General features: G+C 71.0%; 22 protein-coding genes. 18 read left to right on the top strand and 4 right to left on the bottom strand.

The features are described from left to right. Together C569_RS33155 and C569_RS0113770 are read left to right on the top strand one after the other, a co-directional pair. A partial coding sequence (locus C569_RS33155) for a transposase (protein ID WP_018786358.1) occupies window positions 1-150 on the top strand: 150 nt, incomplete at its 5' end. A gap of 114 nt (window positions 151-264) precedes the next feature. Then, window positions 265-1,074: an IS3 family transposase gene (locus C569_RS0113770; RefSeq protein WP_155945539.1), complete on the top strand. Its 810-nt coding sequence runs from the start codon at window positions 265-267 to the stop codon at window positions 1,072-1,074. Here the strand turns inward: C569_RS0113770 and C569_RS33160 are convergent. Both C569_RS33160 and C569_RS0113775 read right to left on the bottom strand, forming a co-directional pair. Further along, window positions 1,029-1,721 carry a hypothetical protein gene (locus tag C569_RS33160; protein ID WP_155945540.1) on the bottom strand — a complete coding sequence of 231 codons (693 nt, stop codon included), beginning with the start codon at window positions 1,719-1,721 and terminating at the stop codon, window positions 1,029-1,031. The two genes, C569_RS0113770 and C569_RS33160, sit on opposite strands and share 46 nt — an antisense overlap. A gap of 297 nt (window positions 1,722-2,018) precedes the next feature. Next, on the bottom strand, window positions 2,019-3,782 hold the full coding sequence (locus C569_RS0113775) for a DUF1996 domain-containing protein (protein WP_231394789.1): 1,764 nt from the start codon (window positions 3,780-3,782) through the stop codon (window positions 2,019-2,021). A 281-nt stretch (window positions 3,783-4,063) separates the two neighbouring features. Here C569_RS0113775 and C569_RS0113780 point away from each other — a divergent pair, with 281 nt between their 5' ends. The 11 genes from C569_RS0113780 to C569_RS0113830 all read left to right on the top strand — a co-directional run bounded on the left by C569_RS0113780 (window position 4,064) and on the right by C569_RS0113830 (window position 15,618). Then, window positions 4,064-5,893: a sigma-70 family RNA polymerase sigma factor gene (locus C569_RS0113780; RefSeq protein ID WP_026268119.1), complete on the top strand. Its 1,830-nt coding sequence runs from the start codon at window positions 4,064-4,066 to the stop codon at window positions 5,891-5,893. Between the two features lie 50 nt (window positions 5,894-5,943). After that, on the top strand, window positions 5,944-6,525 hold the full coding sequence (locus C569_RS0113785; RefSeq protein WP_231394790.1) for a DUF305 domain-containing protein: 582 nt from the start codon (window positions 5,944-5,946) through the stop codon (window positions 6,523-6,525). Window positions 6,526-6,831: 306 nt separating this feature from the next. Continuing rightward, window positions 6,832-7,116, top strand: a complete 285-nt coding sequence (locus C569_RS30245) for a hypothetical protein (protein ID WP_051090488.1) — start codon at window positions 6,832-6,834, stop codon at window positions 7,114-7,116. 401 nt (window positions 7,117-7,517) lie between these two features. Then, window positions 7,518-8,840 carry a cation:proton antiporter gene (locus C569_RS30250; protein ID WP_081635948.1) on the top strand — a complete coding sequence of 441 codons (1,323 nt, stop codon included), beginning with the start codon at window positions 7,518-7,520 and terminating at the stop codon, window positions 8,838-8,840. 209 nt (window positions 8,841-9,049) lie between these two features. Beyond that, on the top strand, window positions 9,050-9,922 hold the full coding sequence (locus C569_RS30255) for a mechanosensitive ion channel family protein (protein WP_196806725.1): 873 nt from the start codon (window positions 9,050-9,052) through the stop codon (window positions 9,920-9,922). A gap of 492 nt (window positions 9,923-10,414) precedes the next feature. Then, window positions 10,415-10,954, top strand: a complete 540-nt coding sequence (locus C569_RS0113805; protein ID WP_026268120.1) for an RNA polymerase sigma factor — start codon at window positions 10,415-10,417, stop codon at window positions 10,952-10,954. Then, window positions 10,951-11,757 (top strand): hypothetical protein, encoded by an 807-nt coding sequence (locus tag C569_RS0113810; RefSeq protein ID WP_026268121.1) that lies wholly within the window; start codon window positions 10,951-10,953, stop codon window positions 11,755-11,757. The genes C569_RS0113805 and C569_RS0113810 overlap by 4 nt, the downstream gene beginning before the upstream one ends. Before the next feature lie 14 nt (window positions 11,758-11,771). Next, window positions 11,772-12,578: an ABC transporter ATP-binding protein gene (locus tag C569_RS0113815; RefSeq protein ID WP_026268122.1), complete on the top strand. Its 807-nt coding sequence runs from the start codon at window positions 11,772-11,774 to the stop codon at window positions 12,576-12,578. Next, window positions 12,575-13,915, top strand: a complete 1,341-nt coding sequence (locus C569_RS0113820; protein WP_018786369.1) for a hypothetical protein — start codon at window positions 12,575-12,577, stop codon at window positions 13,913-13,915. Before C569_RS0113815 ends, C569_RS0113820 begins: the two co-directional genes overlap by 4 nt. After that, window positions 13,912-14,487 (top strand): hypothetical protein, encoded by a 576-nt coding sequence (locus C569_RS0113825; RefSeq protein ID WP_018786370.1) that lies wholly within the window; start codon window positions 13,912-13,914, stop codon window positions 14,485-14,487. Before C569_RS0113820 ends, C569_RS0113825 begins: the two co-directional genes overlap by 4 nt. Window positions 14,488-14,601: 114 nt before the next feature. Then, window positions 14,602-15,618 (top strand): potassium channel family protein, encoded by a 1,017-nt coding sequence (locus C569_RS0113830; RefSeq protein WP_036345814.1) that lies wholly within the window; start codon window positions 14,602-14,604, stop codon window positions 15,616-15,618. A 59-nt stretch (window positions 15,619-15,677) separates the two neighbouring features. On the opposite strand, the gene C569_RS32325 is transcribed toward C569_RS0113830, so the two are convergent. Continuing rightward, complete coding sequence (locus C569_RS32325) at window positions 15,678-15,884, bottom strand: hypothetical protein (protein ID WP_231394791.1); 207 nt, start codon at window positions 15,882-15,884, stop codon at window positions 15,678-15,680. Between the two features lie 256 nt (window positions 15,885-16,140). Between C569_RS32325 and C569_RS0113840 the strand changes: the two genes are divergently transcribed. The 4 genes from C569_RS0113840 (at window position 16,141) to C569_RS0113850 (ending at window position 18,861) form a co-directional block, all read left to right on the top strand. Continuing rightward, on the top strand, window positions 16,141-17,352 hold the full coding sequence (locus C569_RS0113840) for a helix-turn-helix transcriptional regulator (RefSeq protein WP_018786373.1): 1,212 nt from the start codon (window positions 16,141-16,143) through the stop codon (window positions 17,350-17,352). A gap of 306 nt (window positions 17,353-17,658) precedes the next feature. Further along, window positions 17,659-17,838 carry a hypothetical protein gene (locus tag C569_RS34270; RefSeq protein WP_081635951.1) on the top strand — a complete coding sequence of 60 codons (180 nt, stop codon included), beginning with the start codon at window positions 17,659-17,661 and terminating at the stop codon, window positions 17,836-17,838. Beyond that, window positions 17,835-18,143, top strand: a complete 309-nt coding sequence (locus C569_RS30260; protein ID WP_036345817.1) for a hypothetical protein — start codon at window positions 17,835-17,837, stop codon at window positions 18,141-18,143. The genes C569_RS34270 and C569_RS30260 overlap by 4 nt, the downstream gene beginning before the upstream one ends. Window positions 18,144-18,351: 208 nt before the next feature. After that, complete coding sequence (locus C569_RS0113850) at window positions 18,352-18,861, top strand: DinB family protein (RefSeq protein ID WP_026268123.1); 510 nt, start codon at window positions 18,352-18,354, stop codon at window positions 18,859-18,861. Window position 18,862: 1 nt separating this feature from the next. On the opposite strand, the gene C569_RS0113855 is transcribed toward C569_RS0113850, so the two are convergent. Next, window positions 18,863-19,633 (bottom strand): alpha/beta fold hydrolase, encoded by a 771-nt coding sequence (locus C569_RS0113855; RefSeq protein ID WP_018786376.1) that lies wholly within the window; start codon window positions 19,631-19,633, stop codon window positions 18,863-18,865. Between the two features lie 57 nt (window positions 19,634-19,690). Between C569_RS0113855 and C569_RS0113860 the strand changes: the two genes are divergently transcribed. Next, window positions 19,691-20,641, top strand: coding sequence for a YafY family protein (locus tag C569_RS0113860; RefSeq protein ID WP_026268124.1), 951 nt, complete (start codon window positions 19,691-19,693; stop codon window positions 20,639-20,641). Window positions 20,642-20,668 lie beyond the last annotated feature (27 nt).

A 20,668-nucleotide genomic window follows, 5' to 3' on the forward strand; every position in this document is an offset into this window, starting at 1 on the left:
AAGCTGCGTTACCGGCTGCTACACGTCGCCGCCCGGATCACCCGCACCGCCCGCAGGACACGACTCGCCATCGCCGCCAACTGGCCCTGGGCCAACGCCCTGACCAGCGCATTCAACAAGCTCGCCGCACTACCCCGGCCCACCGGCTGACGTCAAGGCTCACGCTCCAACCCGCAACACGGAGGAACCCGGCCCAGCGCCGGGCCCTCAGCATGCCAACAAAGCGGCAAAACCAGCGCGAATCAACCTCATCGATAACAAGCTATGGATCCATGCTCAAGTGAAAGACCGAGGCTAGCAAATGGCGGCTGCCGTAGTAGGAGCAGGCTGGCGGACGCGGTCCGGCGTGTCTTCGACGACGCCTCGGGTGGCACCTACGGCCGTCCTCGCGTCGGCGACGAGTTACGCGAACAGGGCTGGCGGGTGTCGGACAACACGGTCGCCGAGCTTATGGCCGAGCTGGGCCTGGTCGCCAGAGCGAAGCGGCGCCGGCGTGGGCTGACCCGGCAGGGCAAGCGGCCAGCCGCCCCGGACCTGGTCAAGCGCCGGTTCACCGCGTCCGCGCCTGACGTGGCCTGGTGCGGCGACATGACGGAGATCGTCACCGGTGAGGGCAAGCTCTACCTCGCCACCGTCATCGACCTGTACTCCCGACGCATCCTCGGCTACGCCATGGGCGAGCACCACGACGCCGGCCTGGTCGTCGCCGCGCTGAACATGGCCGCGGTCACCCGCGGCGGCGATGTTGCCGGAGTGATCTTCCACAGCGACAGGGGTAGCGAATACTGCTCGGCCGACTTCGCCAGGGCGTGCGCCCGCTGGAAGGTGCGTCAGTCGATGGGCCGGGTCGGCTCGTGCTACGACAACGCCGTGGCCGAGGCCACCTTCTCCACCCTCAAGGTCGAGTACGTCCACCGCCACCAGTTCCGCACCCGCACCGAGGCCCGGCTCAAGATCGCCACCTGGATCACCGCCTTCTACAACCGTCGCCGCCGCCATTCCGTCTGCGGCGGACGCTCACCGATCGACTACGAGCGATCGGCTATCCGTGTCCTGGAGGACCAGGCCGCATAACCGAACCCTCCACGATTCCAGGGGATTGACAGTCCCGTCAGGGGTATCCAGCGACCCGCCAGCCGGTGTCGGTCCACCGGAACTAGCTTCGCCGGTAGGGCGACCGCTGGTGTAAGGGCCCGGCGGGCCTCGTCGGTGATGACCGGCGGTTCCAGTACGTTGTCGGCCTTGTCGGGTTCGGGGGTCGGTGTGGCCCCGGGGATCAGTCGGGCGACTGGTTGCGCTCGTGCGTCTAGGAGCACGGGTAGTCCTGCTCCGTCGAACTGGTAGGCGGTGACGCGGCGCAGCCATTCGGGGGTTTCTTGACTGGCCTTCGCGCAGCCGGGGATGCCTTCGACCGCGGTGGCGGTAGCCGTGAAGATGTCCGCGAGGAAGGCGCCGTCGCTGCTGGCCCGCCAGGATCCGCCCAGGGTGCCGCAGCGGCTGCCGACCAGGTCCAGATTACGGTCAGCGAGACGCAGGATCGTGCCCGCGCCGGGGTCGGCAACGTCGGCGATCGTCCAAGAACCGATCAGTGACGCCGGCGTCAACGGCGCCAGAGGCCCGCTCGGCTGCGGATTCGCGCGCTCCGGGTGGCTCTGCCTGCTGCATCCGGCGATTAGCACGCCCATCACAACCAGCGTCGCGAGGTAACCCTGTCGTACCACCTCGGCTCCTCCGGTCGGGCCCTGGCCAGGCTCTGGGTCTCGTGTGGCGAGTTACCGAACCGCCTGCTCCTGTTTAACGGCCGGGAGAGACATCGGGTGCGCCCGGAGTTCGCGACAGCCCGATACGCCAACGGCGACGCGAGGACTTAGGTCTACTGGTGTGGCGGCTCCTGTCGGGCTGCGCACCGCGGTTGCCCGACCAGGCGATCATCGATCCGGTCCTGAATCGGCAGTCTGCGCGCCGGACGGCCCCTCGCCTGGGCGTGGGGGCCGTCCGTGGTTGGGGTATGTCCGGGGTCAGCCGCCGGCGAAGGTCACCTCCGTGCCGCACTTGGCGCTCTGGTTCAGGCAGGACTTGACCAGCGGTCCGATGTGGGCCGGGTCCCAGGCGTTCATGAAGTCGCCGTGCATGGATGACGGTTTGCCGGAGGAGAGGCTGAGACCGTTCCCGCCCAGCGACTGGAAGTTGACCATGAAGGACAGGTTCGGCACCGCCACCGGGTACTTGCCGGTGCAGACGCCGTTGACCGGGTCACCCATGTGCGACTTGTGGTCGGGTGAGTCGATGTGCTTGCCGTCCCAACAGTCCTTGAAGACAAGCTGGAAGATGAGATTGCCGCCCTGGGCGCAGACCGGCCAGTTACCGTCGGCGCTGCGGCCCGTCTCGGCGCTGCCGGCACACCAGAAGTGGTCGCTACCGGCGTTCTTCGGCGTGTCGACCTGCTTCTTGGCGTCGCCCTCGACCACCCGCAGGCCGGGCGGGAAGGGCTTGACGGTCGACGGATCCTTAACCCGCGAGCCGTAGTAGACCCGGAAACTCTTCATCGGTACGGGCTTGCCGTCCTTGCGCAGCTCCGGAGTCCAGTAGGCGCTCAGGTCACCGGGGGCGTTGCAGGTGGTCTTCGAGGAGAGCAGCTTGTCGGTCGTGGTGAAGGCGTCGACCTTCGGGCCGAAGAAGGTGTGCATGTGCGAGGCGCCCGGAAGGCCGGGGACGACGATCGGGTCGTCCGGCGCCGAGTTGGCGAGCTCGCAGTCGGTGTGGAACTCGGGAACGCGGGTGGTTCCCGGCGTCACCGGCTTCGGCTTGATCGCGTTGAAGGCAGCCAGTTCCTGGTTCCACCTGCCCTGGTCAACGGGAACCCAGCCGGCCGCCGACGTCGTCGGGGTGGTCGGCGTCGCCGGGGTGGTCGGTTTCGGCGTCGCCGGGCTGGCGCTCGTGGTGGGCGACGCGCTCGGCACCGTGCCGGTCGCGGAGCCGAACGTGAACCAGTTCAGGTTCACGAAGTCCGACCGGGATGTGCTCTTCATGACGGCGAAGACGGTCTGCGGGCCGGCCGGCACACTGGACGCCGTGCCGGTCGCCGTCGTCCACTTCTGCCAGCCGCCGGTGTGGGTGATCGGAAAGCTGGCCAGCAGGGCACCGGTCTGCGTGCCGAGGCGCAGCTCCACGATGCCGCCGTCGGTGTTGTCCGCGGCGACCCGGGCCTTCAGGTCGGTGCCGATGATCGAAACGCCGTCGTACCGCAGCCAGTCACCGTTGGCGAGCCAGCCGACGTTCCGGCCGCCGTCGGCGTCGCCAGTGTTCTCGGTCTGCGCGCCGGACTGCGCGGCGAAGGCCTCCGCCTGGATGCGGCCGGGCACCGCGACCTCTTCGGCCTGGGCGCCGGCGATGTAGATGCCGCTGCCGGCCAGGGCGGCGGCGACCGCGGAGGCGAGCGTGATACGAGCGAGGCGGCGGCGCTTCTGCGCCCGGCCCGGCGGTGCGACATGCGCGGGGGGAGTCCGCATTGCCAAGGATTCCTTCGAGTCGGCGATAACGCTCCTGTCGCGTGAAGTATGTGCACGTCCCAGACCTGCGGCAACGTGCGGAAAAAGAATTAAGGAGGGCCGCGGACAAGTACCCTGGTGGCCGCCGGGCCCGCCTTGGATAACACTTTTTGATCCTCGTTTCCTGAAGTTTTCATTAATTCGGATGGCATGCCCGCCAGGACGGGCGGCGAGCCCGCGCGGCACGCCGGCACGGAGCGCTCTCGACCCGTCCGCGCCCGACTCGGCGCCCACCGCGTCGGGAGACCTCGTTCCGCTGTTCCTCCGTCGCGCGCTCGACAGCTGCGGCGGCCCGACCGTTCACCGCGATCCGCGAGCCCATGCGGGCGAGTCCTGGCGTGCTGGCCGCGCCGATGCCTCTGCGCCGGGCCGGTGACCAGCACAGTCCCACCGCAGCCAGCAGTAACGCGTCCCCGCGGAAAACCGTAATCTGACCTGCCACCGATCGTCTCCGATCAGGAGGCGGTCAGCGCCCACGGGCGCTGTTCGAGTCGATCGAACAAGGAGTAGAACCCATGTCGTCAGCCGTTCGGGCGGTACCCGATCCCGGATTGGTCGTCGCGGCCCGACAGGGCGACCGGCGCGCTCTCGACGAGGTCGTGGCGGCGTCGCTCCCGCTGGTCTACAACATCGTCGGGCGCGCGCTCCGCGGCCACGCCGACGTCGACGACGTGGTCCAGGAGACCCTGGTACGGGTGATCCGGCACCTGCCCACCCTCAACGACCCGACGGCATACCGGTCCTGGCTGGTGGCGATCAGCATCCGGCAGGTGCGCGACTGGGAGCAGCGCCGACGGGCCGCCCACAACCGGGACGCCGGTCTGGACGCGGTCGACAACGTGCCCGACCCCGCCTCCGACTTCGCCGGACTGACGATCCTCCGGCTCGGCCTCACCGACCAGCGACGTGAGGTCGCCGAAGCGACCCGCTGGCTCGATCCGGACGACCAGGAACTGCTCTCGCTGTGGTGGTTGGAGGAGACCGGCGAGCTGACGCGTACCGAGGTCGCCGAGGCGGCGAGTCTGTCACCAGGGCACGCCGCCGTACGCATCCATCGGATAAAGGAGCAGATCCAGGGCGCCCGAGGAGTCGTCCGCGCGCTGCACGCCCGGCCCGGGTGCCCGGACCTGCACACCCTGACGGCCGAGTGGGACGGCAGGCCCAGCCCGCTGTGGCGCAAACGGCTGGCCCGGCACGTCCGCGACTGCGCGTTCTGTGGGCGCCTGGGTGCCGCTTTCCTCCCGATCGACCGGCTGCTCGCGGGGATGTCGCTGCTGCCTCTTCCGCCTGGCCTCAGCGCCCACATCCCGCACCCGGCCGTGCCTCCGGCGGCCCCGCCGGCCGTCGGGCCACCGTCGACGGCCGTCGACCTGGCGGTGTATACGCGCCGGGGCCTGATGCTATCCCTCGCCGCGACGGTGGTGGCGGCCGCCGTGATCACCGCGGTGGTGGTGCTCCGGCCGGCCGATCCGGGTGCCGCGCCCCAGGCCGCGCCCTCCTGGGCCGGCGCGCCACCGGCCGCGCCCACAGTCGTCGCCGCCCCGACCAGGGCGCCGTCGCCGAGCGTGCGGCCATCGCTTCCGAAGGCGCCGGTAGTGCCGGCGGTGAGTTCCGCCCGCAAGGGCGTCGGAGTGTGGAACTTCGCCGGCGTGAGCCAGGCGTTGGTCAACTCGAAGGCCGGTTGGTACTACACCTGGGGCACCCAGCACCCGGGTGTCAGCACTCCGCGGGGCGCGACCTTCGTGCCCATGATCCGTAGCGCGGAGAACGTCAACGCCGCGGACCTGGCCCGGGCCCGGGCGGCCGGGCCCTACCTGCTCGGCTTCAACGAGCCGGACCTGCCCGAGCAAGCGAACATGACCGTCGACCAGGCACTTGACCTGTGGCCGCAACTGATGGCGACCGGCAACAAACTGAGTAGCCCGGCGGTCGCCTGGGGTGGCGCGGACCCCGAGGGTTGGCTGGACAGGTTCATGGCCGGCGCCGAGGCCCGGGGCCACCGGGTCGACTTCATCGCCCTGCACTGGTACGGCGCCGACTTCACGACGGCCGCGGCGGTCAACCAGCTACGGCAGTACCTGCAAGCCGTCTACCAGCGCTACAAGAAACCGATCTGGCTGACCGAGTTCGCGCTGATCCGCTACGACGGCGGGCGTCAGATCTTCCCCGGTCAGGGGCAACAGGCGGCCTTCCTCACCGCGGCCACCGCCATGCTCGGCCAGCTCCCCTACGTGCAGCGGTACGCCTGGTTCGGTCTGTCCGCCAGCGACAAGGACAAGTCGGGGTTGTTCAGCGACGGCACCAGCGCGACGGCGATCGGTCGAGCGTTCCAGGCCGCGCGCTGATGGTCGGTCCCGCGCGCAGGGCGTCTGCCTGGCGGATCACCGGCGTCGTCGTGACACTTGCCGCGACGACGCTGGCCGTCGCCCTGACCCGGCAGACGGACCGTGCCGACCAGCCCGCCGCGCCCGGGTCGGTCGCTGCCGCGCCCACTGCACCGGTGGTGCTCAACGGCACCGACGACGCCTTCATCCAACTGCTGCTGCCGATGGACGACGGGGCCCTCGCGCTGATCGACCACCTCGACACCCGTCCGTCGACCACCGATCCCGCGCTGCGCGCCGTCCTCGGCGAGATCCGGACGACGCACCGGGCCGAGGTGGTGGAGCTGCGGGGTCTGCTGGCCGCAGGCAACGTTCCGGAGAACAACATCCACGAGGGGCATCAGATGCCTGGCATGGTCACGGACGAGCGCCTCGCCGACCTGCGCGCCACCCCCGATGCCGAGGTGCCGTCCCGGGCCGTCGGTCTGCTGCGGGCGCACCTCGAGCAGTCCGTCGTGCTGTGTCGGGGGGAGCAGACCGCCGGGGGCAGCCCGGAGGTCAGGGCGCTCGCCGGACGAATCGAGGCGACACGAGCTGCCGAGCTGAGCGCTCTGGCGGGTCGGCCCGGCGCGACCGGCGATGCGGACAACTGACCTCTACGGCACCGTGCCGGGCCCGCGCCGGGTGTCACCCGCCACCCGTCGCGCCGCGACGGGTGCTCACGGAACGAGCGCCAGGCGATCGGCGCGACATGCCGGGACGCCGGTGCCGACGGGCGGAGACGCCACGACCGGGCCGGCGGCGGGTTGGCGCGGTGGTCATCGCCGCGCCGCCGGCCGCGCCACGCGCGTCACCGCGACGGTGCTGGTGAGTCTCGGGTGGCTGCTCGCGATCCTCGCCGCGCCGCACGTCAGTCTCTCCCCTGGTGGGCGGATGCTCGCCCTCTTCTGCTACCTCACGTGCCTGGTGATGGGCTTCGGCGCGGTGTTGACGGTGAGTGGTTCAGCCTGCGCTGGCTGCTGCGCCGCGAACCACTCGACGCTGTGCTCAACGCGGCACGCGGAACGCACCCGCTCATCTGGCTGGGCCTGGCCGGTCTCGTCGTCAGCGGCGCCGCGCTGGGACCGGACACCTCCTCCGCGCTGGTACGGGTCAAGCTGCTCGCGGTGCTCGTGGTCGGCGTCAACGGGGTGGCCCTCGGCCGGCCCTCACCTCCCAGCTCGGCTGGTGGACCGCGACGCTGATCGGCTTCCTCAACGCGCACAGCTGATGCAACAGGCCGAGAGCTTGCCAGTCCTTCCCGGCCTCAACCTGACCGCGGCTCTGCCGCTCGCGGTGTGGCCGCAGCGCGATGACGCACCGCTGGGAGGGGCGAGCATCGGTCGCGACTTCTCCGTCTTGGTGTCGTCGCTGTCCCGAACGAAGTGCCACCCCTGCATCGAAGACGGTATCGGCGGTTGTTCGTGACGCGGTGATCGTCACTCGGAAACCGCACGAGGGGGCAGGTCGCTGCGCGGGACGGCCGGTGGCGGGGGAGAGCGGCCGTCCCCGACCTCCCCGTGCTACCAGGGCGAGCGCGGGTTACCGTGACGCGGCATGTCACGCTCGGGAAGGCAGCGGAGTCTGGCCGGCAGTGTGACGACCCATGTCCGGAAGGCGTCCTGTGCTGCTCCTGTGCTTCGCCGCTGTCCTCCTGGCCGCCGTCCTCGTGTCTGCGCTGGCCAAACGCACCATCCTGTCGACCGCTGCGCTGTTCCTGGCTGCCGGGTTCGTGCTCGGTGAGGACACCACCGGGGTGCTGCACCTACGGGCCGACTCCCCGATTGTCGCGCAACTGGCGGAGCTGGCGCTGTTCGCGGTGCTGTTCACCGATGGGATGCGGGTCGGCTGGGCCGACCTGCGCTCGGCGTGGCGGCTGCCCGGGCGCGCCCTGGGATGGGGACTGCCGCTCACCCTGCTCGTCACTGCGGCGCTCGCCCACTGGGTCGCCGGACTGGACTGGCCGGAGGCGCTGCTGGTCGGGGCGGTCCTCGCCCCGACCGACCCGGTCTTCGCCGCCGCGCTGGTCGGCAACGACAAGGTTCCCGCCCGGCTGCGGCATCTCCTCAACGTCGAGTCGGGTGTCAACGACGGCCTGGCGCTGCCGTTCGTCGTGGTGCTGCTCGCGATCGCGGCCGGCTCGGAGGATCTGCACCTCGGCGAGTTGGGCACCGAGCTGGCGGTCGGGCTGCTGATCGGTGTGCTGGTGCCGTTGGCCGCGATCGCGCTGGAGCGGACCCGCTGGTTCGCCGCCTCGGCGGCGTACGAGCCGCTCAACGGGGTGGCGATCGGGCTGCTGGTGCTGGCGCTGGGTAAGGCGACCCACGGCAACCTGTTCCTCGCCGCGTTCGCCGCCGGGATCACCGTGGCGACCTTCGGGCCGCGGCAGCGGGTGGCGTTCGAGCACTTCGGGGAGAACGTCGCCGAGCTGTTGAAACTGGCCGCGCTGCTGGTGTTCGGGGCGCTGATCTCGGTGGAGTTCCTCGGGGAGATCTCCTGGGCCGGCTGGGTCTTCGCCGTCCTGGCGATCGTGGTGGCCCGGCCGGTGGCACTGTGGGTTTCCTTCTTGCGCTCGGGTCTGGGCCTGCGGGAGCAGGCCGCCGCGATGTGGTTCGGACCGAAGGGCTTCGCCTCGGTGGTCTACGGGCTGCTGGTACTCGAGTCCGGCATCGCCGCCGGCGACGAGGTGTTCCACCTGGTGGCGCTGACCATCGTCATCTCGATCCTGGCGCACTCCTCGACCGACGTCGTGGTCGCGCGGGCCTTCGACGAGGACCGCGAGACGCCCGCCTGGCACGGGGTGGTGCGCCGGATCCGGCGGCGGGTCGGGCGGTCTGCGGGGACGCCGCCGGAGACGGCCGAGCCCGGCTCCGGCGACCGTGCCGCCCGCCGCGACGGTCCCGGCGACGGTCAGGCCGGCCCGGAGTAGCGCAGCGACCGGTACGGCCGGCCGGCGCTCCCGTAGGACACGCCGACGCACCCCCCGCACCACCTCACCGGGCCCTACCGATGGAGGCGTTCCCGAGATCCCCCGCCGACGGTTGCCTAGGCTGGGACCAGCGCCGAGAACGGTGGGTAGGCGGCATGGAGCGGTTCCTGGAGGCTGTCTGGGACAGCAGCAGCGTGAGCGGTCGTTTCGTGACAAGCGCTGTGCTGGTCGTGCTGGCTGTTCTCATCGCCGTACTCGCCGGTCGGGTGGCCACGATGCGGGTGGAGGACACCAGTAATCGTTACTACCTGCGCAAGGCGGTGCACTACCTGACCGTCGTGGCGTTGCTGATCACGCTGGCGGTGCTGTGGCGGCCGTTCGCCGGGCGGATCGGCGTGGTCCTGGGCTTGGCCGCCGCCGGTCTCGCGTTGGCCATGCAGGAGGTCATCGGGGCGTTCGCGGGGTGGATCAGCATCCTCACCGGGCGGCAGTTCCGCGTCGGTGACCGGATCCAGATGTGCGGGGTACGCGGAGACGTCCTGGACATCACCCCGCTGCGGACCCGGATCCTGGAGAGCGGCTCCTCCTCCGACCCGGACTCGTGGATCCGCGGCCGTCAGTACACCGGACGGGTGGTGTCGCTGTCGAACCGCTTCGTGTTCACCGCGCCGGTGTTCAACAGCAGCACCGTACTGGATCACCTGTGGGAGGAGTTGACGCTGCCCATCCCCTACGAGGCGGACTGGCACCTGGCGGAGCGCATCCTGTGCGAGGAGGCACGGGACATCTCCTCGACCGCCGAGGCGCGACGCGCCATCGAGCAGATGCGCCACCGCTACCCGGTCGCCGAGGCGGAGGTCGACGTCCGCGTCTTCGTCCGCGCCACCCCGAACTGGGTCGAGTTGTCCGCCCGGTTCGTGGTGCCGGTACGCGCCGCCCGGCAGGTCAAGGACCAGGTCACCCGCCGGGTGCTCGACCGTCTCGCAGACAACGGCATACGCGTGGCATCGGTGACGCAGGACATCACCGTCCACTCGTCGCAGCCGCCCAGAACGGCCACCGCCCCGGCCGACCGAGAATGATGCCGGCGGCGGGCGCACCGAGCGCCCTCAGCCGGCGGACTCCGGCGACCGCTTGGCATACCAGCGGCGACCGGGCGTGGCGGTGACGCCGTGCACCACCGTGCTCGCCGCCATCACGAGGCTCCCGGCCGCCCACAACCGGGGATCCCGGGCCCGCTCGCCCTCGCTGTGGGTCAGATAGAACCGGTGCCCGGCGGATCGAACTGGACCAGAAGGCCAGCAGCACCCCCAGGACACCCACCAGGGCGTGAACGAGGTGCAGCCGTTCCAACCCCGCCCACTAGCCCGTACCTGTCGACCCACACCCGGTCAAGGCGCTCGCCTCGCAGACGAGGATGGCCGGAGAGTGGTGGGGACGGTGGGGTGAGGCGGGCCGGAGCAGCACCGCAACCGTGCCGACGAGCAGGTGCGGTGTGCCCGAGCCGAGCCGGGGCGGTGATCGGAGAGCTGGTCGTACCGGAGAGAACCTGATCTTGGGGGTTGGGCGTCTGTATGGGCGTGAGGGAAGACGAAGGGGAGTTGCTGCGGCGGATCGCGCGTGGCGACGGCGCGGCGTTCGACGAGCTGTATCGTCGCACGTCCCCGTGGTTGCTCGTTCGTCTCCGCCGTCGCTGCGCCGACGACGACCTGATCGCTGACGTCCTCCAGGAGACGTACCTCGCGGTGTGGCAGGCCGCCGGCTCCTACGCGGGCGTGAGTGCCGGTAGCGCGGTCGGCTGGCTGTGGTCGATCGCCGCGCGGCGGCTCGTCGACGGATTCCGGCGGCGAGCGAGGGATTCCCAGGCGGTGCCGCTGCCGCTGGCCTCGGAGAATCCACCGGCGGCGGAGGATGTGGTGCTCGCCGGCGCGATCGGCGACGACATCGGTGACGCGCTGCGCCGGCTGGCACCGGAACTGCGCCAGGTGCTGCACGCCCTGGTGCTGGACGGACTCTCGGTCCGGGAGACCGCGATCATGCTCGGTCTTCCGGAGGGAACCGTGAAGACTCGCGCCCGTCGTGCGCGACTGGCACTCCGGGAGGCGTTGTCGTGAACGCACACATCTCCGCCAGGGCGTTGGGTCGCTACGCCGCTGGTGATCCGGCTGTCGCGCCGGACGTCCTGTGGGCGATGGAGACACATCTGGAGCGGTGTGCCGCCTGCCGGAGTCGGCTGACGCACGTCATCGACGGTGACGCGGTGGCGTTGTTGGCTTCCGTCCGGGTGCGGGTGGACGCGGCGATCTCCGCCGCCGCGCCGGCAACGGTCCGGCGTCGGTGGATGCCTGCGCCGTCCGGCCGGTGGGTGACGCCGGTGTTCGTTCCGTGGCTCGCGACGACGGTGCTGATGGTGCTGGTCGCGCTCGGGTTCGACCTGGCCGTCGCCGGCCGTGGTGCGGCGCTGCCGTCGCTGGTGGTGCTCCTGGCGCCGGTCGCGCCGCTCCTCGGGGTCGCCACCGCCTGGACCCGGCGGCTCGACGCGGCCCACGAACTGGTCGTGGCGACCGCGCGGGCCGGCCTCGGGATGGTGCTGCGACGAACCCTCGTCGTGCTCGTCGTGGTGATTCCGGTGCTGACGGTGGCCGGTTGGTCGGTCGGCGCATCCCCGGCCCGCTGGTTGATGCCCTGCCTGGCCTTCACGGCGTGTGCGCTGGCGCTCGGCAAGATGGTCGGCCTACCCAGAGCCGCGGGGGGCCTGGCGCTGCTGTGGGCCATGGTGGTCGTCGGCCCGAGCATCGTCACCGCCCGGCTACCGGTGCTGCTGACCGAGGCCGCCCTGCCCGGCTGGGCGGCGCTGACCGCGGTGGTGGCTGTCGTCCTCGCGTCTCGACGCAGTGGTTATGCGGAGCTTCGATGAGCAGGAGATACGGAATGAGGAAGGTGATCGGTGCCGCCCTCCTGGCACCGACGACGTACGCATGGGCGATCCGGGCGGCGGGGCTTCGGGTGCGAGCGGGCAGGCACTTTGCCGTCGATGGTCTCGACCTGTCATTGGGCAGCGGTGTGCACGGGCTGCTCGGCCCCAACGGTGCCGGCAAGACGACACTGATGCGGGCGCTCGCGACCGTGGCACGCCCGGCCGGCGGTGACCTCGAACTACTCGGTCATGCCGTGCACGCACGACCCGACCTGCGGGCGCTGCGTCGGTCGATCGGCTACCTGCCGCAGGAATTCGGGTTCTACGGCCGGTTCACCGTGCGGGAGTTCGTCGAATACCTCGCCTGGCTGAAGGAGGTGCCGGGGCACGACATCCCGGATGCGGTCCAGCGTGCGCTGGAACGGGTGGGCCTGGCCGAGCGTGCCGGCTCTCGCATGAAGGCACTGTCCGGTGGGATGGTGCGGCGAGCCGGCATCGCGCAGGCGATCGTCAACGACCCGGAGATCCTGCTGCTGGACGAGCCGACGGTCGGTCTCGACCCCGAGCAGCGGATGGCTTTCCGCTCGCTGCTGCGCGAGCTGGGCGGGCAGAGCTGCGTCGTCGTCTCCACCCACCTTGTGGAGGACGTGGTTGCCGCCTGCACGAACGTGGTGCTGATGGATGCCGGCCGGCTGGTGTTCCAGGGTGTGCCGACGGATCTCGTGGAGCTGGGCCGCGAGGGGGTCGGTGACAGTTCGGCCGAGCGCGGGTACACGGAACTGTTGCGCCGGCACCGCGCCGCGGCAGGGGGCACCGCATGATCGGCCGGATCCTCCGTATCGAGATCCGTCGCTCGTCGGCGCTCTGGTTGGCCCTGGGCGCCGCACTGCTCGGTACGCCCCTGCTGTATCTCGCCGTGGACGGTTGGGGCGGACGGTGGATGTTGCTGGCGCTCTGGCAGCGGGAGTACCTGTTCATCCTCTGGCCGATGGCGCTCGGCCTGGGCGCGTGGCAGGCAGGGCGCGACCGTCGTAGCCGCACCGGGGAACTGGTCGCGGCGACCGCCCGTCCGCGGTGGCAGCGGGTGCTGCCGGCGGCCGTGGCCATGGCGCTCTGCGGGGCCGCAGGCTACTGCCTGATGTACGCCGGCGGTGCGGTCCAGGTCGCGGCGTACGCGAGCTACCTGCCGGGCCAGTCCATCGTGATAGCCGGTGTCGGTGTCCTCTGGATGGTGTCCGGCGTCTGGCTCGGCATGACCGTCGGGGCGCTCGCGCCGGCACGGCTGACTCCGCCGGTCACCGCCGTCGTCGGCGCCACAGTGGCGCTCGTCGCCATCACCGATCGGGGGTACGCCCACGTGCCGAAGGCCGTCCACCTGCTGACCCCGTCACCGTTCGGCTTCTGGGGCGACTTCGTGACGGTGCTGGGCAGAGTCAGCGTCGCACACACCGTGTGGCTGGTCGGCCTGGCGGTGAGTGCGCTCGCCGGCTTCCTGTGCTCCACCCGGACCACCCGGACGGCGGCGGTCCTGCCGGCCGTGGCCGCGGCAGTGGTGGCCCTGGCCATACTCCCCGCCGGCCGGCAGCGGCTGCCGGTGCCCGACACGGCGGCCGCCGCGCTTGTCTGCGACTCCGAGCCGGAGCCCGCCGTGTGTGTCACCAGGGTCCATGCCGGCGCACTGACCGATCTGCGGGACCCGGCGCGGCAGGCGCTCGCGACGCTGTCGGCGAAGCTCCCGCAGGCACCGACCGCGGTGCACGAGACACCCGAATCCTGGTATGAGGTTCCGCCCGCCCCGCAACCGCAGGACGTGCTGCTCGTGGAACTCGAGCTCGCTCCATGGGGTGGCGCCAAGGCAGGTCCGGACGAGCTGCGGTGGCGTCTCCTGGACGGGGCGGGCACCCGGCCGTGTGCGTACACCCTCGGAAACCCCGACGCGGCGCGGGCGAACCGCGTCGCGCGGCTGGCCGCGGCCGCCTGGCTGACCGACGGCGCACCACCGGCGGGCCCGGACCGCGACGCGGCACTCCAGACGTGGCAGGCGCTCGGCGCGCTCCCGGCGGCCGAACAGCGGGACCGGGTCGCCGCGCTGCGCAAGGCGGCGTTGGCCTGCACCGAGGTGAACCTGCTCGACATCCTGACCGGTGACGACAGATGAGATGGCTCACGCTGTACCTGCGATGCCGGGGGGTCGTTGCCGCCGCCGGGGCGGCAGCGGCCGGCGTACTCGTGTCGTGGTGGCTGGGACAGGCGACCGATGAGCCGCGGCTCAGGCTCGCGGTCGCGTCGTTGTCCGCGCTCGTCGCCACCGTCGCGTTCGGGCCCGGGCTCACCGGCGCCGATCCCGAGCTGGAGCGGACGGCTTCCCTCGCCTGGCGGCCCCGTCGTGCCGCGCACCTCCTGGCGGTGATGGCCACCGCGGCCCTCATCTCCGCGGCGCCGGTGCTGACCGGCGAACCGCTGGCGAAGACGGCGCTGATGATCCGGGACACCGCCGGGCTCGCTGGGCTCCTCGCCATCGGAGCCGCCTGGGGTGCGCAGTGGGCCTGGCTCCTCCCGGTCGGGTGGACGCTGGTGGTGGTGCTGTCCGGACCGGCGAGCGGGCACACGTACCAGGAGGTCCTGACCTGGATGCTGCAACCGGCGGGCACCACCTCAGCCGCCGTCTCCGCCGCCACCATCGCCGTCGCCGGCGTCGTCACCCACGCCTTTCTCGGTGGCCGTCGTTAGCCTCCGCCCCGCGCATCACCGGCCTGCAAGTTGCGCCGGCCGCCGCTGTGCCTGAGGTTGATCCGGTACGGAGCGTTCTGCGAGCCGAGACGCCGGGCGAAATGGGGTGAAGCGATGAGTGTGCTGTTGGTTTCGGCCGGTCTGCTGGTGGTGGGGGCGATCCTGCTGGACGCGGCGTTGACGACACTGTCCCTGGCGGGCGGGGCCGGTTGGCTCACCCGGCGCGTGTCGCAGGGCGTCTGGCGTCTGATTCGCAGGCTCGCCGGCCGTGGCCCTCGCCGGCACCGACTGCTGCGCTGGTCCGGCACCAGCGTGCTGGTGGTCACATTCGCGGCCTGGGTGACCGGGCTGTGGCTCGGCTGGCTCCTGGTCTTCAGTGCCACCCCGGATGCGGTGCTCGACCAGTTCGGCCGTCCCGCCGACGGTTGGTCCAGGTTCTACTACACCGGATTCTCGATCTTCACCCTCGGTGTCGGTGACTACACGCCGGGAAACGCGGCTGCTCAGCTCGCGACGAACGTCGCCGTGCTCACCGGTCTGTTCCTGGTCACCCTGGGCATCACGTACCTGATGCAGGTGGTGCCCGCCGTGGTCGACAAGCGTACGATCGCCGGTCACATCACCGCCCTGGGCGCCGATCCGGCCGACATCGTCCGCCGCGGCTGGGCGGACGGGCAGTTCGCCCCCATGTTCACTCAGCACCTCACCAGCCTGACCCCGGAACTCGTCCGGCTTGGTGAACGACATCTGGCGTTTCCGGTACTGCACTACTTCCACGCCGGCACATGCGGCAGATCCGCCTCCGCCGCGGTGACCGTGCTCGACGGGGCACTGCTGCTGGTGCGCTGCGGTGTCGATCCCCACCACCGGCCGGACGTCGGTGCGGTGGAGCCATTGTCCCGTGCCCTCGCGCAACTGGTACGCACCCTGGACGGCTCCTTCATCGTGGCCGCCGATCAACCGGTGAGCGCACCGCCCCTGCAGGACCTGACCCGGGCCGGGATCCCGACGATCCCCGAGCAGGCGTACGCGGAGGCTGCCGAGGGCACCCGGACACACCGCTGCCGGTTGCGAGGCTGGTGCGCCTCGGACGGCTGGGACGATGCCGACCTGCGGCTCACGCTCGACTGACGACCTCGACGAAGACGTTCGGCCACGCGAACAGTGACGGCATCAGCAGCAGGCGATTGTCAGCTCTCACGTGCCGGGTGCCTGGCCTCGGGGTCGGCTCCCCAGGGCATCCGCTCGTCGTACGGGGTCCAGTAGGTGAAGCCGACATCCCAGCCGGTCCGAGCCAGCATCAGGACCACCGGTGCAGCGATGCCGGCGTTGCGCCCGGCACCGGTCACCAGGGCGACGGGTCGATGCTGTCGGTCCGTGCCATCTGTAAGTGCCATCCGCTGTTGCACCCCCTCGACGCGTCGAACATCAACCGAGGTCGCAGTGTCAACCATCAACCGATCCACCTCGCCTGGGTGACCAGGTAAGTGCGGACGGTGGTGGACTTGCCCGACTCCTGATCGGCCGGTGTGCGTCAGCACGAGGACACCGAACAGCATGCCGGTGTGCTCGGGGTTATGCGGCCGTAGGCACGCCGGTAGCGTTGATGCCGCGGCGGTCGATGGCGCATCCCGCGCTACGAGGAGGGTCGGGATGGAATCCTTGCCGGAGCTGACCTTCGGGCAGCGCTTGAAGGTCTACCGGGAGCGGTCCGGAAAGACTCGCGCGGTGCTTGGTGGGTTGGTGGGGCGCAGCGCCGAGTGGGTCAAGGCGGTCGAGACCGACCGGATCCTACCGCCGCGCATCCACATGCTGGATCGCATCGCGCGGGCACTGAAGGTCGACGTGTCCGCCTTGGCCGGCGAGCTGAGCGACCGGTCCGCGGTGGTAAATGGGCCTGAGCATCCGGCGCTGGCGTCGGTGCGGGACGCCGTTAACCGTGTCGTGCTCTCCGACGGGGCCGCTGTGGAGTCGTTGGCCGGCTTGAGGGAGCGGCTTGCGGTGGCGTGGCGGGCGCGTCATCAGGCGTCCGATCACCGGACGGTGCTGGGTGGGCTCCTGCCGAGACTCCTGCACGACGTGCAGCGCGCCGCGCTGGTGTGCGAGGGCGTTGAGCGTCGGCAGGCGCAGTCGCTGCTGGCGGAGACGTTCGGGTTGACGCAGATGTTCCTTGCGTACCAACCGGCTGCCGAATTGTTGTGGCGGGTCGCGGACCGGGCGATGGTGGCAGCGCAGGATTCCGGTGACCCGGAGGCGGTGGCCCTCGCGGCATGGTTCCTGTGCCAGGTGCATCGGGATGCCGGGGACTGGGACACCGCCCTGGCGGTGACCCACGACGTCCTGTCGGCTCTGGAGCCGAGGGCGGCCGACGCGGGCACGAACCTGCTGGCCCTGTGGGGCGCACTCAACTTCGAGGCCGCGTACACCGCCGCACGTGCCGGCGAGGAAGGCCGGGCCTGGCGGTACTGGGATCGGGCGGACCGGGTGGCGCAGCGTCTGCCGGAGAGTTTCTATCAGCCGCAGACGTCGTTCTCCCGGGTCATCATGGGCGCCCACGCGGTGACAGTGGCGGTGGAGTTGCAGAAGGCCGGTGAGGCGGTACGGCAGGCGCGCCGCCACGACTCGGCGGCCATCCCGTCGAGGCCGCGCCGGGCACGCCATCTCATCGAGGTGGCTCGGGCGCACTACGGCAAGGACGACAAGGAAGCGGCCGTGACGACGCTGCGGCAGGCGTACGAGTCGGCCCCGGAGACGATCCGCTTCAACGGGTACGCCCGCCAGATCACCTTGGACCTGCTCAACGGTCCACGCTCCAGCCGTGACGACGCCCGTGACCTAGCGGTCAAGGTCGGGCTCCTCTCGTGATCCAGGGGTAGAAACCTTACCCATTCCGCTCCGCGACCGACCGTAGCGTCCTGCTCACGGGATGCGGCGGGCGGTGCGGATATCGCCTGGTCGCCGCGTCCCCCTCAGAACCAGGGGAGGGTCCGTGCGGTGCGTCTCGTATGACGAATACCTTTCTGCCGCCGCGCTGACTCTTGCTCGCAGGCATCGGCCGGTGTGGTCGTGGCGGCTCTGGCGGCGCATCTGCCGCTGTGGGTCCGACCTTCCGTGCCGCGCCCGGCATCGAATACCGATCAATCGGGGCCACTGGCCGCGGGAGGGTGAGCAGTGACCGGCGGGCAGGAACAGTCGATCGTCGCGGTTCATGTACGAGGGCTCGACGGCATGTGTGCCGGGTGCCGGGCGTGGTGGGCGCGGCTGACTCCGTACCCGTGCTGGCAGGTGGAATGGGCGACGAGTCGGCAGGCGCGGGCGACCACCGCGCGGTTCCTGGAGGGTGTGCGGTGACCACCCACGGCCCGGTCATGCCGGTTTGGAGCTGTGGCGGCTGTGATCTGCCCTGGCCGTGTCCGACCCGCAAGCGCGAACTGCGCGCGGAGTACGAGGATGCGCCGGTGTCGCTGGCCCTCTACCTCGGTGCCTACCTCGTCCAGGCCACCGAGGACATGCCCTGGACGCCGGCGGGGGTGCTGCACTGTCGCTTCCTCGGTTGGACCAGGGCGGCCGACCAGCCCATGCCGGCAGTACAGCAGCGACGTACAGCATCCGTGCCAGCCGAACCGAGCCGGGCAGCGCGTGATCAGCCCGTCTGACCTCATATCAAGCCTGATCCGACCCGGACACGATCACTGGGCGGCCCGTGACGTCGAAGACGTGGGCGATCACCATCTCGAAGCGCGGTTCCGGCACCAGCCGAGTGTAGGAACCGTTGGCGGAGAGGCCGTCCGAGGTCCGCCGCAACCACCTGCGACACTGGCTCGTGTGGTGCGCGGCCCACTTGGGCCTGCGGATACTGGTCGGGTGACCATCGAGTTTCCTTCGCCAACCGTTCCGGCCGCCGGACGTACGGAAGTGTTCCTGCGCTACCTCGACTACTTCCGGGAAACGGTGGTGGCGAAGGTGTTCGCGTTGTCCGAGGACGACGTACGCCGCAGCGCGCTGCCGTCCGGGTGGACGCCGCTGGAACTGGTCAAGCACCTGCGGTACGTGGAGCTGCGCTGGATCGAGTGGGGGTTCCAGGGGCGCGACGTCGGCGACCCGTGGGGTGACCGGCGCGACGACCGGTGGTGCGTCGGGCCGGAGGAGACCCGGACCGACCTGCTGGCCGCGCTGCGCGCCCAGGGCCGGCACACGCGGGCGGTGGTGGAGGGCAGTGACCTCGACGCGGTCGGCGCGCCCGGTGAGCGTTGGGACGGCGCCGACCCGGCGTCGCTGGAGCGGGTGCTGTTCCACCTCGTGCAGGAGTACGCCCGCCACCTCGGGCACCTGGACATCGTGGCGGAACTGGCAGGCGGCCCGACCGGCGAGTAGCTCAGGCGGGTCGCCCGGGCACCGCGGGCTGTGCCGTCGGCCCGGCTTCGTGCAGGATCCGGGCCAGCTCGGCCGGCCGGCTGAGCATCGGCCAGTGCCACGTCGGCAGTTCCTCGTACCGCCACGAGTCACCGGCCATGTGCCGGCACAGCGGCACGGTGGCGGCCATCTCGCGTGTCTGCTCGGCGGTGAAGCTCGACAGGACGCCGAGGCGGGGCAGCTTCTCCCACGCCCCGGTGAGCCGCACCGGGGTGGTGGCGGTCGCCCACGGTTGGGCCACCGACCGCTCATCGAGCAGCGCGACGACCGACTCGTCCACATCCGGTGCTGTCGCCGCCAGGTCGGCCCACTGCGGGGGTGGCAGCCGCCAGCCGTCGCCGTGTTCGGCGACCACCGCCGCGTTTCGTGCCCGCTCCTGCGGCGGGCTGAAGTCGTCGTTCGCCGCCCCGTCGGGCAGTGGGCCGGTGTCGACGAAGACCAGCTGGGCGATGCGGTCGGTCATCCGGTCGGCAACGGCTGTCGTCACGACCGCGCCGGCGTAGCTGTGCCCGACGAGGACCACGTCGTGCAGGTCCTCGTAGCGCAGCAGGTTGACCACGTCGGTGACGTGGACGTCGAGGTCGGTGTCCGGGCGGGCCAGGTGGGCGCGCTCGCCCAGGCCGGTCAGGCTCAACGGGTACACCTCGTGGCCGTGCTCACGCAGGGCAGCGGTGACCGGGCGCCAGGCCCACGCGCCGAGCCAGAACCCGGGGACCAGTACGAATGTCGTCATGCATCACACGCTACGATCAATACCGGACAGATTCCGCCCGGATGAGGAGTCGGATTCTTGGCACGACCCACTGCGCGCGTCCTGGCGTTGCTGGAGATCCTCCAGGCCGGTGGCGGCTTCACCGTCGCTGACCTGGCCGGGCGGCTGGACGTCGACGAACGCACGGTCCGCCGCTACGCCGTACACCTCGCCGACCTCGGCATCCCCGTCGAGGCCCGGCGCGGTCGCTACGGCGGCTACCGGCTCGCGCCCGGATACAAGCTGCCGCCACTCATGCTCACCGACGAGGAGGCGGTCGCCGTCATGCTCGGGCTCGTCGCCGCCACCCGGGCGGGGCTCGTCACCGCCGAAGGAGCAGCCGCCGAGAGCGCCACCGCGAAGATCCGCCGGGTGCTGCCGGCCGTCCTCGCCCGGCGCATCGATTCGCTGCTGGGCACCGTGGACTTCACCGCACCGGTCCGCAGGCCCGCCCCGCCCGGCACCGAGGTGCTGCTGGTGCTCGCCGAAGCGGCCCGGCGTCAGCAACCGGTGATCATCACCTACACCAGTTGGCGCGGCCGGTCCGGCGAGCGCCGGCTCGACCCGTACGGGCTGGTCTTCCACGCCGGCCGCTGGTACGTCACCGGTCACGACCACCACCGCCGGGCCGTACGGACGTTCCGGCTCGACCGCATCGGGACAGCCCGTCCCACCCAGGGCAGGTTCGACATCCCGGCCGGCTTCGATCCCACCACGCAGGTGCTCGCTGGTCTGGCAGCCGTGCCGTACACGCACGACATCTCCGTCGTCCTGCACACCGGCCTGGAGCAGGCGCAGCGGCGGATCCCGCAGTCGGTCGGCACGCTCACCGAGGTGCCCGGCGGGGTGCGCCTCACCGCCCGGGCCGAACGGCTCGACGGCGCGGCACAGATGCTCGCCGGGCTCGGCTGGCGATTCACGATCGACCGGCCGGACGAACTCAAGGACGAGGTGCGGGCCCTGGCCAACCGGCTGCTCGCCGATGCCTGAGGGCCGGTGCAGGTGGTCAGGCACGGT

Source organism: Micromonospora sp. CNB394 (assembly GCF_000374985.1).
Lineage (GTDB): Bacteria > Actinomycetota > Actinomycetes > Mycobacteriales > Micromonosporaceae > Micromonospora > Micromonospora marina.